Below are 13,852 nucleotides of genomic sequence, written 5' to 3' on the forward strand. Positions count from 1 at the left end.
GGGAGTTTATACCGCTTGGGCAATCCCTCCCTTATTGACCCCGCGCAGGTCTCAGGCAAGTTTCCGCCCGGGAGGGCGGGCTGGGGACGGCGCAGAGGCGTTTTCCGCCTCAGGCGCCTTCCGGCAAGGTGTGCTCGTCGGCTTCCAGCATGCGCGCGATGGCGTCCAGGCGGGCGTCGTGGATGCCGGCGGCGCGCAGCGCCTGGGCGGTTTGGACCACGTAATCGGTGCAGGGGCCGTAGCGGCCCGCGGCGCGGCGCACGATGGCCAGCAGCTCGGCGTCGGGCAGGGCGCGGATGTAGGCCGGGTTGTCGCGGTTCATGATGAAGACCAGCGCGCGGACGGTGCCGGCGTCGGTGGTGCAATTGATCCAGCGGGGCAGGTACGCGCCGGTGGACATTTCGCGTTCCCAGAGCGCCGGGAAGTAGGTCGGCACCTGGCTGCCCGCCAGCCGGTAGACCACGCCCCGGCAGGAACCGCCGCGGTCCAGGCCGAACACCAGGCCCGGGCATTCCGGGGTGCCGCGATTCACGCGAGACCACAGGCACAGCGCCCGGTGATGCCCGCGCAAGGTCGCCAGGCGGCGTTCCATGAAATCAAAGTCAGGGCGCCAGATCAGCGACCCGTACCCATATACCCAGACGTCTTCGCCCGATTGCCAGTGGCGCAGCGCCTCTTCCAGCGATGCCTGCCTTTCCTCTTGCGTCCACAGACGAAAGGGCAGGCTGGCGCCGGCAATGCCGGGTTCGGGGGGAGAGGACTGCTTGTTCACGACTACGAATTCCGTTCAGACTCGAGCGGGGGATTGCGATTGGCCCACCCTCCCGCCATCAGGGCCAGCGAATAGGCCCAGAACAACGGGGCAACGCCGATGACCGCACCCAGCGCGCCGAAGGTCAACGGCAGGGAAACCTGCGAACCGTTGATCAGCGCCATGCGCAATCCCACGGCTTCGGCCGCACGGCCGGGCGGGGAATGCTGGTGCAAGAGGGATAGCATACTCGGTTGGCAGCACCCCAACGCAAGCCCCAGAATGAACGACAGCACGATCAGGACGCTAACGTCGGTGAACAGCGGGTAAAGCATGAAGTCGATGGCGGCCGTCGCCATAGCCACGCGCACCAGCGTCCACGACCGCACCCGGCGCATGATCAGCGGCAATACCAGCCGGATGACGAACGTTGCCGCCGCGAACGACGCAAGAATGACGCCGATGGTGGTGGCCGACAGCCCGATCGCCACGCCAAAGATCGGCACCACGAACAAGTGCGTGTCCCAGGCGCCCGACAAAATGGTGTTGACCATCAGAATGCGGCGCAAGGCAGGTACGGCCAGCAGTTCGGTCACCCGGCGGCGCTGGGCTTCCTTGGCGCCTGACAATTGCGAATCCACGGCCTTCAATTGGTGACGCAAGGCGTACAGGCCGACGCCAGAGATCAGCGGCCCCAGGGCCAGCAGGCCGAACGCGGTGCGCGTACCCAGGTGGTCAATCGCCAGCCCAGCGATCAGCGGGCCAGAAAACCCCGACCCCGCCAGCGCCAACGACATGAAGGAAAAGTTGCGCAGCCGTTGCGCGGGTTCGGCGTGGCCCAGCAGATCTTGCGTGGCCACCTGATGCAGCATGAAGCCGATACCGATACAGCACGAGGCGATCAGCAACGCGACTTGCGTTTGCGAGATAAAGGGCAATGCGGTGCCGATGGCCACCAATGACGTGCCGATGACGAGCGGGCGCACGATGCCGACCCGGTCCACCCACCGCCCCGCGCGCACCGAAAACAGCATCGGCAGCACCGCGAACACCGCAACCAGCGTGCCGACCTTGAAGGTGGACAGCCCCATCTGCAACGCGGTCAGCGAGACGGTAATCCGTCCCCCTGTCAGCGCCACGTGATTCATCATTGCCAGCAGGCACAGCAGCACCGCCCCGGAAAATTCCGGGGAACTGGAAGGCGAGGAGGGGGATCTGTTAGAGGTAGACACGGCGTAACTGCGTTCATTCTGTGCGGATCGTCGGCCTATGTCGAGGCGCGTTTATTTTGCGCTGCGGCAAATTGTTTCAGCGCGGGGTGGCAAGATAGGCGCCATCTAGCGGCCAAGTCGTGTGCTTACGGCGCAAGATGGCGGCGCGTTCGCCGCACGTTCGCGCCATGTGCGGGCGCGGGGTTGCATGCTTGCGCCGATGACGTTGTATCGTTCTCGCAACGGAACAATTGACTGGCGGTTTCAGCGCTGGACACCGCTTTACTGTTTTTCACCGTTTCGCCACACATTGGCCATCGTTTGGCCGGCTCGCCCGTTTAGGATGGGCAGCTAAGTTTCGCAATATGGGCGGGGGCTCGCGCCTCGCCGCTTCTTACCAGGTTCAATGAAAAAGTCCCGCAGCAAGTTCAAGCGTTATGCGCTGATCGCCGTCGTTGTTTTGCTAGTGGCCCTGGGCCTGCGCGCTGCGTTCTTCTCGGCGCCTCCGCCGCCCACCTTCGCGGTGGCCGAAGTATCGCGGGCCAATCTGGAAGACAGCGTATTGGCCAGCGGCACCATCGACGCGATTGAACGCGTCAGCGTGGGCGCTCAGGCTACCGGCCAGTTGAAGTCCCTGAAAGTGGAACTGGGCGATCGCGTCAAGAAGGGCCAGCTGGTGGCCGAGATTGACGACCTGACCCAGCAGAACGAATTGCGCAACGCGGAAGCGGCCTTGCAGACTCGCCGCGCCGAACGCGCCGCGAAGGTCGCCACGCTCAAGCAAGCTGAACTCGCCTTCAAGCGCCAACGCCAGATGCTGGCCGCCGACGCCAGCTCGCGCGAAGCCTATGAAACCGCCGAAGCCACGCTGGCCGTGACCCGCGCCGAAATCGCGTCGCTGGACGCGCAGATTGCGCAGGCCGAGATCCAGGTCGACACCGCTCGCGTCAACCTGGGCTACACGCGCATCGTGTCGCCCATCGACGGCATGGTGGTGGCCGTGGTGACCAAGGAAGGCCAGACAGTGAACTCGATCCAAAGCGCGCCCACCATCATCAAGGTGGCGCAAGTGGACACGATGACGATCAAGGCGCAGATCTCGGAAGCCGACGTCACCCGCGTGAAGGCCGGCCTGCCCGTGTACTTCACCATTCTGGGCGAACCTGACCAGCGCTATCACGCCACCTTGCGCGCGGTGGAACCCGCGCCGGACTCCATCCAGAAAGACGACGCGACGTCCTCGCTGACGTCATCCAGCAGCTCATCCACCACCGCAGCCGTCTATTACAACGGCCTGTTCGACGTGCCCAACCCCGACGAAAAGCTGCGCATTTCGATGACGGCCCAGGTCTTCATCGTGCTGGGCGAAGCGAAAGATGCGGTGGTGGTGCCGGCCTCGGCGCTGGGCAAGCGGGGCGAAGACGGCCGCTATACGGTGCGCGTGGTCGGCAAAGACAACAAGACCGAGGTGCGCCACGTCAAGATCGGCATGAACAACAACGTGCAGGCGCAGGTGCTGGAAGGACTTGAGGTGGGCGAGCGCGTCGTGTCGGCGGACTCCGCGCCGGCGGCGGCCGCGACGCAACCCGGCCCGCCGCCGGGAGCCTGACATGAGCGGGCCGTTGATCTCGCTGTCTGGCGTGCGCCGGGAGTTTCCCGCGGGCGACCAGACGATTGCCGTGCTGAAGGACATCAACCTGACCATCGAGGCGGGCGAGATGGTGGCCATCGTGGGCGCGTCCGGCTCGGGCAAGTCCACCTTGATGAACATTCTGGGCTGCCTGGACCGCCCGACCCGGGGCGATTACCAGGTCAGCGGCCGCAGCACGGGCGAACTGGACCCGGACGAACTGGCCGAGCTGCGCCGCGAGCATTTCGGCTTCATCTTCCAGCGCTATCACCTGCTGTCAGACCTGACCGCGCTGGGCAACGTGGAAATGCCAGCCGTCTATGCCGGCAAGCGGCGTGAGGCACGGCTGGACCGCGCCGAGGAATTGCTTAAGCGGCTGGGGTTGGGCGACCGGTCTGAACACCGGCCCGGCCAGTTGTCGGGCGGCCAGCAGCAGCGCGTGAGTATTGCGCGGGCGCTGATGAACGGCGGCGACATCATCCTGGCCGACGAGCCCACCGGCGCGCTGGACACGCACACCGGCCAGGAAGTGCTGCGCATCCTGGAAGAACTGAACGCGGCCGGCCACACGATCATCATCGTCACGCACGATATGAACGTGGCGCGCCACGCGCAACGCATCATCGAGATCAGCGACGGCGAAATCGTTGCTGACAAGCGCAACCCCGACGCGCCGCACCGCGAGGTCGTCCGCGACGACGCGCCGCCCTTGCCCAAGCGGCCCGCCTGGCAGTCGTACCTGGACCGCTGCGGCGAGGCCTTGCGCATGGCGTTGCTGGCGATGAACGCGCACCGGCTGCGCACGTCGCTGACCATGCTGGGCATCATCATCGGCATCGCCGCGGTGGTGTCGGTGGTGGCGCTGGGCGAAGGTTCGCGGCGCAAGATCCTGGACGACATCAGCGCTATCGGCACCAACACGGTAGAGGTGTTTCCCGGCAAGGATTTCGGCGACGAGAAAGCCGTCAACATCCGCACGCTGGTCGCCGCCGACGCCGACGCGCTGGCCCGCGAGCCGTATGTGGATAGCGTCACCCCCGAAGTGGCCACCAGCAATACGCTGCGCTATCGCAACGTGTCGGTGAACGGGTCGATCCAGGGCGTGGGCGAACAGTACTTCCGCGTGCGCGCCATCCAGCTGGAAAAAGGCAAGTTCTTCGATGAGACGAGTGTGATGCGCCGGGCGCAGGAAGTCGTCATCGATGACGGCACACGGCGCGCGCTGTTTGGTTCGCACACCGAGCCGATCGGGCAGGTGGTGTTCCTGGGGTCGATGCCCGCGCGCGTGATTGGCGTCACGGCGAAGAAGGAATCTGTTTTTGGCAACAACGAATCGCTGAACGTCTGGATTCCCTACACGACGGCGCTGTCGCGCGTGCTGGGCCAGCAGCATCTGAAAAGCATCACGGTGCGTGTCAGCGACGCGACGCCGCCCGCGGCCGCCGAGAAAGCCATCGAACGCGTGCTCTTGCGGCGCCATGTGGTGAAGGATTTCTTCGTGTTCAACACGGACGCCATCCGCAAGACGATTGAACGCACCACCGCCACGATGACCTTGCTGGTGTCGCTGATTGCGTTGATCTCGCTGATGGTGGGCGGCATTGGCGTCATGAACATCATGCTGGTGTCCGTGACCGAACGTACCCGCGAAATCGGGGTGCGGATGGCGGTGGGCGCGCGGCGCAGCGACATCATGCAGCAGTTCCTGATCGAAGCGGTGCTGGTCTGCCTGATCGGCGGCGCGCTGGGCATCATTTTGTCGCTGGCGTTGGGCGTACTGGTGTCCAAGGCCACGGGCGGCTCGTTCCAGATGATTTACTCCACGGCATCGATGGTGGCGGCATTCACGTGCTCGACCTTGATCGGTGTGCTTTTTGGCTATTTGCCGGCGCGCAACGCGGCGCGCCTGGACCCCGTCGAGGCCTTGGCCCGGGAATGAGGACGATGAAAGCGGTTTCCCTGATCTGCAAACCCGTCGCCCTGGCGCTGCTGCTGGCGCTGGGCGGTTGCGGCAGCCTGCTGCGCAGCGACTACGAACCGCCGCTGACGCAGACGCCTGCCGCGTGGACGTATGGTTCTGCGGCCAGCGCCGACGCCCCGTTGGCGGAAGGCGGCGCCTGGTGGCGCAACTTCAACGACCCGGTGCTCAACGGCCTGATCGACGCGGTGCTGGCGCGCAACAACGACCTGGCCGCCGCCGCCATCCGGGTGCGCCGCGCGCAATATCAGGCGGGGCTGACCGAAGACAAGCTGATTCCGCAACTGGGCGGCGACGCCAACGTGACGCGCGTTCGCAATCTGTATGGCGACCGCAGCATCACGCGCACCAATCAGGCCGAGCTGACTGTCAGTTACGAGGTCGATCTTTGGGGCAAGCTGTCCCGCCAGCGCGACGCGGCGCAATGGGAAGCGCTGGCCACCGAAGAAGACCGCCAGTCGGCGGCGCTGTCCCTGGTGGGCACCACCGCGACCTTGTATTGGCAAACGGCCTTCATCAACCAGCGCATCGCCAGCAGCGAAGAAAGCATCGCCTACGCGCGCCGCACGCAAGACCTGGTGCGCGCGCAATACGCGGCGGGTGGCGCATCGGCGCTGGAGCTCGCCGAAGCCGAGCAAACCGTCGCCAGCCAACAAGCCGCGCATACGTTGTTGGTGCAGCAGCGCGTGGAATACACGAACGCGCTGACGATTCTGTTCGATGGCCCGCCAGACCGCAGCATGGCCGACCCGGCCCGCCTGCCGCAATACCCGCTGCCCGAAGCGCGCGCCGGCGTTCCAGCGGATCTGCTGGGCCGCCGCCCCGACCTGCGTGCCGCCGAGCTGCGCTTGCGCGAAGCGTTGGCAACGGTTGATGCGACGCGCGCCAGTTTCTACCCGCCCGTGACGCTGACCGGCGCGGTGGGCAGCGCGAGTCCGACGCTGTCGAATGTGCTGCAAAACCCGATCGCAACGCTGGGCGTGGGCCTGACCCTGCCGTTCCTGCAATGGAACCAGATGCAGCTGAACATCAAGATCTCGAAGGCGGACTACGAAGAACGCGTCGTCAACTTCCGGCAGGCGCTGTATCAGGCGATGGCGGACGTGGAAAACGCGCTGTCGAATCGGACGCAGTTGTCGTTGCAGGCAGAGCAACTGGCGGTGTCTTTGCGGGCGGCGCGGGAAGCGGAACGCTTGTACGAGGTCCGGTATCGAGCGGGGGCGGTGTCGTTGAAGGACTGGCTGGACGCGCAGGAGAAGCGGCGGACGGCGGAGATTGCGCGGGATGAAAATGGCTTGAACCGGTTGGTGAATCAGGTGACGGTTTACCGCGCCTTGGGGGGGGATGATTGGGTGGCTCGTGGTGGTGGTGGTGTGGGTGTGAGTGTGGGTTCTTGAGAGGTCCGTGGGGGTGGTTTGGGTGTGGGTTCTTGAGACGCCCGTGGTGTCGGGGGCCTGGGGTACGCGGGGCAACGATTGCGGTCCGGAGCCTTCGCTCCGGACTGCCCCGTCGTCATCCTCGTACGCCTGCGGCTCCCTACGGATTCCCTCGGGCTTATCGACGCCCCGCGCCCCCCAGGCCCCCGACACCACGGGCTCTGTCAGTTGCAATCTGACGTCAGCGGGGGCGGTCAGGGTTCTTGAGGTTCTCGCCACCGGAATTTGAGTGGTGGAAGATCTTGCGGGGCCCGCTCCATGCCGGCCGCGCGGGCGGCCTTGTGGAGCTTACGCGCGGTGGTGCGTCGTCGCGATGTTCGCTTCGCGTGTGGCTGCGATGTTCGAGTTCTTCTTCACAGCTTAAAAATGCAGTCTGACTGCATTAATGCGCTGGACGGCTTTGCCGCGCTTCATCCATCCCGCGAGGCACGGTCGCCCGTTGAACCCCGGTGCGGTGGCGCGCGACGGGTCGGCACGCGCAAGGCAGTGCCGGACGCGCGCCACCCCTCTACCCCCCCAAAAAATCGTGGGGGACCCCTAGCAAACAACTCTTAAATTGCGCGAGAGCGACCCCCGCCCAAACGCCCACAGATGCGTATGCCGAGTAAGGCCGCCCGCGCGGCCGGCACTCGGCGGGCCCCGCAGCACTCGTCACTAAGGCACACCCTAGCAGCGCAACGGACCAAGACGGCGGCAGCCCGTCGGCGCGGTGGCCCTGACTGCGCGCAACCTTGATGCGCCCGAGGGAATCCGAAGGGAGCCGAAGGCGGACGAGGATGACGAAGGGGGAGTCCGGAGCGAAGGCTCCGGACCGCAATCGTGGGCGCGCGCAGGCAGGGCCACCGCGACGATGGGCGACCTACGAAGCCCCGATGGGCGACCTACGAAGCACGAACACCCAAGCCGACGAACCTACAACCCCGCCCTCCATCCGCCACATCGACCAATCCCAACCCCCCCCCGTCACCAACAAACCATCATTCATGCCCAGAAAAATCCTGCCCTAAAATACCCGCCATGACCTCCCCCGACCATGATCTCCCCCCCGCTGACTTGGACCGCCGTTTCGGCGGTCTCTCCCGTTTGTACGGCCCCCTAGCGCCTGCACGCCTGCAAACTGCTCACGTAGCCGTGGCGGGTCTTGGCGGCGTCGGGTCTTGGACCGTCGAAGCGTTGGCGCGTTGCGGGGTTGGCGCGTTGACCCTGATCGACCTGGACCATATCGCGGAATCCAACGTCAATCGGCAGATCCATGCGCTGTCTTCCACGCTTGGCCAATCCAAGGTGGATGCCATGGCGGAACGCGTGTTGGCGATCAACCCGGCATGCCGGTTGACCCGCGTGGATGATTTCGTGTCGCCCGAAAACGTGGCGGATGTGCTGCCTGGCCCCTATACCGTCATCATCGATTGCACCGACCAGGCCGCGGCCAAGATCGCCATGATCTTGCATGCGCGTGCGTTGGGCATTCCCATGTTGTTGTGCGGGGGCGCGGGCGGCAAGACCGATCCGTTGGCCTTGCGGGCCGGTGATTTGTCGGTGGCGGTTAATGATGCGTTGCTGGCCAAGCTGCGCAACAAACTGCGCAAGGAACACGGTTTTCCGCGTGGGGCTGATCAGCATGGCAAAGCGCTCAAGCGAGTGCCGAAGATGGGCATTCATGCGCTGTGGTTTGATCAGCCCGCCATCCTGCCTGACGCCTGGACGCGTCCCACGGAAGGTGAAGATGATCTGGGCGCGTCGGGGCAGAACTTGGCGCCGCAGGGCTTGTCTTGCGCGGGGTATGGGTCGGTGGTGACCGTGACGGCGGCGATGGGGATGGCGGCGGCGAACGAGGCGTTGCGGCTGGCGATCTGACCGCCCGGCCGCGGTGTCACGCGCGCACGCTTGCCGCTCGCCCGCCGTCGGCGCCGGCGCCAGCGAGCCCTCACGCCACGAACACCACGCCGTCCTCAATCCAGACCGGATACGTCATCACGTTGTCGCGCAGCGGCGAGCACAGCGCGCGGCCGTCGCGCACGTCGAAGCGGCCTTGATGCAACGGGCATTCGATTTCGTGGCCCGTCAGGAAGCCGTCGCATAGCCTGGCGTTGCCGTGCGTACAGAGGTTGTCGGTGGCGTAGACCTCACCTTGCACGCCGTATAGCGCGATTTCGCGGTCGCCCGCCTGCACGGCGATAACGTCGTCTTCCGGCACGTCGGCGCGGGCGATCGCCTTGATCCATTGCGTACTCATGCGGCTTTCCTCTTTAAATGGGGTAGATGAGCGAATTCGGGATCAGTTCGCTGTCGAAAATGCACAGCCGCGATTCGAACTTCAGGCCGTCCGGCGTTTGGCGCACGACGTCCAGATAGCGGCCCACGTTGAACACAGTGGTCAGCTGGTTGGGCTTGGTGCGGAACACGGCGTAGTTCGCTTCGGATTCAATGCGGTCGCCGTCGGCCGCCAGCACGCGCGGTGCGCCGACCACGTGGCGCTGGTAGTACGGGTCGTGAAAGATCGTGTCGGTGGCGCCGTAGATGCGGTCTTTCAGCATGCCGCGGCTTTCGAACGCCATCGTCGCCAGCGCATAGCCGCGTTCGTGGTTTTCGCGGGGCAGCACTTTGTAGACGCAGTCTTCCAGAAAGAAGTCGGGCCATTTCTCCCATTCTTCGGCGTCCAGCGCGGCGGCGTAGTCCGCGTACAGGCGGGTCAGCTGGTAGTAGAGCGGAAAGTCCAGCATCGTCATGCCTCCATCACGCGGCGCCAATACGCGTACATGCCGCGGATCAGCGTTTCGGTCACCATGTGATCGGTGTTCTCGGCGGTCTTGCCGCCCAGTTCCGCCACGCTGCGGTGCCACGGCTTCTGTTGAAAACCCGATTGCGAAAATTCGATGACTTCGCCGTCGTCCGCCGACACAAAGCCGGCGGGGCCAAACAGATTCGCCTGGCGCAGCCGCCGCCGCGTCATCTCGGGCGTGTCATCCGCAAAGCCAAAGTGCGTCCAGACGAAATCGAAGGCGTCGTGCCCCACGGGCTGGATGTGGCGGGTGGACAGCGAATTCACCTGCTGCTGAATGATCACGCTGGGAAACAGCGTCATCAGCACGGCGGTGGGGCCGTTCCACCAGGGCTCCTGCACGATGTCCAGGAAGCGGTCATCGTTTAGCGACATCTGTTCCTTGAAGCTGGACACCCCGCTGGTGACGCTGCCCTTGCCGCCTTGGCCGCGCGTGGAAATCATGGCGGCGTGGCGAAAGTGGCGGTCCATTTTCAGTTCAGACCGGTTGTCCGCGCGCCACAGCCCGAAGGTGACGAACCAGGTATGCAGCAGGCCGGGGTGATAAGGGTCTTTGATGTTTTCCTGCATCAGCTTCCAGTTGCCCGGAATGCGCTGGCGGCTGTAGCCGTGGATGACCAGTTCGCGGCCGTCGAAGACGCGATCGAAGTAGTGCAGGATGTCGGGGCCCAGATAGTCTTCCAGCGGTTCGGCGTCGTGGTCGAACGAGGCGAACACCACCCCGTTTCTACAGGCCACCGCCAGTTTGGTCAGGCTGTGGTCTTCGGTTTTGAAGTCCGGGGGCATGCCGCCGTTGACCTTGCCGTCTTGTTTGACGCCGCGCCGGAACGGCACGCCGATCAGGTTGCCTTGCAGGTCGTAATTCCATTGGTGATAGGGGCAGACGAATTCGCTGCGGTTGCCGGAACGTTCCCGGCAGAACTGCACGCCGCGATGCGCGCACACGTTCTCCACCACGCGGACCTGCCCCTCGTTGTCGCGCAGCAGGATGACCGAGCGTTCGCCAACGGCCGTGCGCTTGAAGTCGCCCGGGTTGGGGATTTCGGCCTCCAGGCCGACATAGCACCAGTGCGCCTGGTAGAAAAAGCGTTCCAGCTCGCGCTGGTGCAGGGCGGCGTCGGTATAGACGCCGAAAGGGATGCGGTGTGAACCGTCGCCCTGCCAAGGCGGGTCGATCTGCATGGTTTGTCTCCTATTTTTTATCGCCTCATCATCGGGCAGGCGATGAAATAAATAAATAGAATCTGATCAATAGAAGAAATCACCAAAATCAATATTGGTGGAGACAAACGCATGAACCTGAAAGACGTGGACCTGAACCTGCTGGTCGTCTTCAACGAACTGCATAAGCATGGCCGGGTGTCGGCGGCCGCCCATAGCCTGGGGATCTCGCAGCCTGGCGTCAGCAATGCGCTAAGCCGGCTGCGCAAGCTGCTGGGCGATGAGCTGTTCCTGCGCACGTCGCGCGGGATGGTGCCCACGCCGTATGCCGAGGCGCTGGCGCAACCGATTGCGGATGCGCTGGGGGCGCTGCATGGCACGCTTAACGCGCACGCCGTGTTCGACCCGGCGCGCAGCGAACGCGCCTTCGTGATTGGCGTGAACGATGTAGGCGAAACCTACTTCCTGCCGCGCTTGATGCGGGCGCTGGACGCCGCCGCGCCCGGCGTCACGATACGCACCGTGCGCACGACGTCCATCGACGTCCGCGATGAAATGGAACGTGGGCGTATCGATCTGGCCATGGGCTTTCTGCCTGGGCTGCAAAGCGGTTTCTTTCAACGCAAGCTGTTCAGCCAGCCCTATGTGTGCATCTTCCGGCAAGGCCATCCGCTGGCGCGTTCAGGCGTGTCGGCCAAGCAGTTTCAGGCGGCGGAGCATGTGGCGATTGTGTCCGAAGGCACGGGGCATGGCGTGGTGGATGACGTGATCGCACGCGCCGGCATTCGCCGCCGGCTGCGCTTGACGGTGCCGCATTTCATTGCGGTGGGGCCGGTCTTGCAGGCCACCGACATGATCGCGGTGGTGCCGCAGCGTTTTGCCGACTGCGCCTGTGCGCCGTTCGGGCTGGCGACGGCGCCGTGTCCGGTGAAGATTCCCGAGTCGGTCATCAATGTGTTCTGGCATGCGCGCAACCACCGCGAGCCCGCCAATCAATGGCTGCGGCAGGTGGTGGTGGAGCAGTTTGCGGACCAGGACGGGCGGGTCAGGCTTCCCGCAGCGTGACGGTGAACCAGCCACGCAGCGCGTTGGACAGACGGATTTCGTCGGCGGCGTGCAGGTCGGCCAGGGTCAGCACGCGTTCGCGCACGTTGCCGGTGTCCAGCAGTTCGCCGCGTTGCACGCCGGGCAGACAGCCGCTGTCGACAGGCGGCGTGTACCAGTGGCCGTCCATGCGCAGGTAGACGTTGCTGCGGCTGCCTTCGCATAGTTCGCCGCGTTCGTTCAGATAGAGCAGGTCGAAGATGTGCGGATGCGCGGGCAGCCATTCGATCGTCTTCGTGTACCAGGGGCGATGCGTGGTCTTGTAGCGCAGCAGCGGTTCCGAGGACCGCAGCGCCTCGGGCGCCAGCATCACTTCCTGCACGGCGGGCAAGGGCGGCAGCATGGCCGTCTGGATGTGGCGGCTGCCGTCGCGGGCGACCAGCAGGCGCAGCCGGTGCGGGCCGGGGGTGACCAGGCCCGTGGCGGCGATCATGATGTCGCCTTCCACCGCGCGGCCGCCCCACACGTAGCCCAGCGCCTTGCATGACGCCTCCAGCCGTTTCAGGTGGCGGGCCAGCAGCGGCACGCGTTGTTCGGCATCGACCAGGATGGTCTCGATCAGTTCGGGTTGCATGGGACTCTCCTGGGCAATGGGGGCGGTTAATGCTACTACCGGCGGTGCCGATGTGGGGGTGTTTGATGGGGGATGCGCGACGCATCAGCCCCGCAGGATGCGGGCCTTCCAGTGGCATTCCTGCCATTCTTCCGCCGGGTCGGAATCGTGGACGATGCCGCCGCCCACGCTGTAGACGCCATGGCCGTTCTGGTCCAGCACCAGCGTGCGGATGGCGACGTTCAATGAAAAATCGCCATTCGGCGCCAGCCAGCCCACGCTGCCGCAGTACAGGCCGCGCGGGGCGGTTTCCATCTGGCGGATGCGCCGCATGGCGGCGATTTTGGGCGCGCCGGTGATCGACCCGCAGGGGAACAGGGCGGTCAGCACGTCTGCCAGCGTGGCGTCGGGCGCCAGCGCCGACACGGTGGACGTCATGGTCCAGACGGTGGGGTAGCGTTCCAGCGAAAACAGGGCGTCGACCTTCACGGACCCCGGCTCGGCCAGCCGGCCCAGGTCGTTGCGCAGCAGGTCCACGATCATCAGGTTTTCGGCGCGGTTCTTTTCGCTGGCCAGCAATTCCTGGCCTAGCCGTGCGTCCTCAACCGGGTCGGGGTGGCGCGGTGCGGTGCCTTTCATGGGCCGGGTCGTCAGGCGTGGGCCATCGCGACGCACGAAGAGTTCAGGCGAAAACGACAGCACCGTGCGGGCGCCGTCCTGAATGAATGCGCCGTGGGCCACCGGGTTGCGGCTGGCGATGCGGCGGTAAAGCGTGGCGGCGTCGCCTTGGTATTGCACGTCCAGCGGCTGCGTGAAATTGACCTGGTAGAGCTCGCCGTCGCCGATCAGTCCGCGGATGGCGTCGATCTGGCGCACATAGGCGGCTTCGGTCATGCGCGGGGCGGGCAGGCTGATGGCGGACGGCGCGCTGGCAGCGTCCGGCGCATCCCAGGGGGCGTCGTCCACCTTGCGTTCGAAGACCAGCGCGGTCAGCCGGGGGCGGCCGTCGTCTTGCGGTGGCGACCAGGGGCCGGCGGGCGCAGCCAGCGTGGCTTCGGGCAACAGCCATTCGCCCAGTTCATAGTCCAGCAACAGGGCCACCCAGCGCCCTTGCTGCCGCGCGGCCTCGATGGCCGCCAGCGCGGGGGCGACGTCGGCGGCGGTGCGCGCTTCGATGCGGGAGCAAAAGCCCTCGAACTTCAGCGCGCGGCCGGCCAGCCGGTCTTCAAAACGACATTCCATGCTT

Annotated in this window: 12 protein-coding genes; 5 read left to right on the plus strand and 7 right to left on the minus strand. The window is 65.2% G+C overall.

Features of this window, described 5'->3' with window-relative positions; genetic code table 11:
• Positions 1-109 precede the first annotated feature (109 nt).
• Positions 110-772 carry a gamma-glutamylcyclotransferase gene (locus ACFZAI_RS07930; RefSeq protein WP_391566418.1) on the minus strand — a complete coding sequence of 221 codons (663 nt, stop codon included), beginning with the start codon at positions 770-772 and terminating at the stop codon, positions 110-112.
• Between the two features lie 2 nt (positions 773-774).
• Positions 775-1,983 carry an MFS transporter gene (locus tag ACFZAI_RS07935; protein WP_391566419.1) on the minus strand — a complete coding sequence of 403 codons (1,209 nt, stop codon included), beginning with the start codon at positions 1,981-1,983 and terminating at the stop codon, positions 775-777.
• A gap of 385 nt (positions 1,984-2,368) precedes the next feature.
• Here ACFZAI_RS07935 and ACFZAI_RS07940 point away from each other — a divergent pair, with 385 nt between their 5' ends.
• From ACFZAI_RS07940 to ACFZAI_RS07955, 4 genes are all read left to right on the plus strand, one after another.
• Complete coding sequence (locus tag ACFZAI_RS07940; protein ID WP_391566420.1) at positions 2,369-3,571, plus strand: efflux RND transporter periplasmic adaptor subunit; 1,203 nt, start codon at positions 2,369-2,371, stop codon at positions 3,569-3,571.
• Position 3,572: 1 nt separating this feature from the next.
• Positions 3,573-5,531, plus strand: a complete 1,959-nt coding sequence (locus ACFZAI_RS07945) for a MacB family efflux pump subunit (protein ID WP_391566421.1) — start codon at positions 3,573-3,575, stop codon at positions 5,529-5,531.
• A gap of 5 nt (positions 5,532-5,536) precedes the next feature.
• Positions 5,537-6,967, plus strand: coding sequence for an efflux transporter outer membrane subunit (locus ACFZAI_RS07950; RefSeq protein WP_391566422.1), 1,431 nt, complete (start codon positions 5,537-5,539; stop codon positions 6,965-6,967).
• 1,056 nt (positions 6,968-8,023) lie between these two features.
• Complete coding sequence (locus ACFZAI_RS07955) at positions 8,024-8,863, plus strand: ThiF family adenylyltransferase (RefSeq protein WP_391566423.1); 840 nt, start codon at positions 8,024-8,026, stop codon at positions 8,861-8,863.
• A 70-nt stretch (positions 8,864-8,933) separates the two neighbouring features.
• Here the strand turns inward: ACFZAI_RS07955 and ACFZAI_RS07960 are convergent, their stop codons facing one another.
• From ACFZAI_RS07960 to ACFZAI_RS07970, 3 genes are read right to left on the minus strand one after another with little or no spacing between them, the layout of a single operon-like run.
• Positions 8,934-9,242, minus strand: coding sequence for a non-heme iron oxygenase ferredoxin subunit (locus tag ACFZAI_RS07960; protein ID WP_391566424.1), 309 nt, complete (start codon positions 9,240-9,242; stop codon positions 8,934-8,936).
• A gap of 13 nt (positions 9,243-9,255) precedes the next feature.
• Positions 9,256-9,729, minus strand: a complete 474-nt coding sequence (locus ACFZAI_RS07965; RefSeq protein WP_391567091.1) for an aromatic-ring-hydroxylating dioxygenase subunit beta — start codon at positions 9,727-9,729, stop codon at positions 9,256-9,258.
• A 2-nt stretch (positions 9,730-9,731) separates the two neighbouring features.
• Positions 9,732-10,970 carry an aromatic ring-hydroxylating dioxygenase subunit alpha gene (locus ACFZAI_RS07970; RefSeq protein ID WP_391566425.1) on the minus strand — a complete coding sequence of 413 codons (1,239 nt, stop codon included), beginning with the start codon at positions 10,968-10,970 and terminating at the stop codon, positions 9,732-9,734.
• A 111-nt stretch (positions 10,971-11,081) separates the two neighbouring features.
• Between ACFZAI_RS07970 and ACFZAI_RS07975 the strand changes: the two genes are divergently transcribed.
• Positions 11,082-12,014, plus strand: a complete 933-nt coding sequence (locus ACFZAI_RS07975; protein WP_391566426.1) for a LysR family transcriptional regulator — start codon at positions 11,082-11,084, stop codon at positions 12,012-12,014.
• Here the strand turns inward: ACFZAI_RS07975 and ACFZAI_RS07980 are convergent.
• Both ACFZAI_RS07980 and ACFZAI_RS07985 read right to left on the minus strand, forming a co-directional pair.
• Positions 11,995-12,627 carry an aminotransferase class IV family protein gene (locus tag ACFZAI_RS07980; RefSeq protein ID WP_391566427.1) on the minus strand — a complete coding sequence of 211 codons (633 nt, stop codon included), beginning with the start codon at positions 12,625-12,627 and terminating at the stop codon, positions 11,995-11,997. The genes ACFZAI_RS07975 and ACFZAI_RS07980 overlap by 20 nt on opposite strands.
• Before the next feature lie 84 nt (positions 12,628-12,711).
• Positions 12,712-13,848: an aminodeoxychorismate synthase component I gene (locus ACFZAI_RS07985; RefSeq protein ID WP_391566428.1), complete on the minus strand. Its 1,137-nt coding sequence runs from the start codon at positions 13,846-13,848 to the stop codon at positions 12,712-12,714.
• Between the last annotated feature and the right edge of the window lie 4 nt (positions 13,849-13,852).

Origin of the sequence: Achromobacter sp. NPDC008082, assembly GCF_042957345.1 — a bacterium.
Lineage (GTDB): Bacteria > Pseudomonadota > Gammaproteobacteria > Burkholderiales > Burkholderiaceae_B > Achromobacter > Achromobacter kerstersii_A.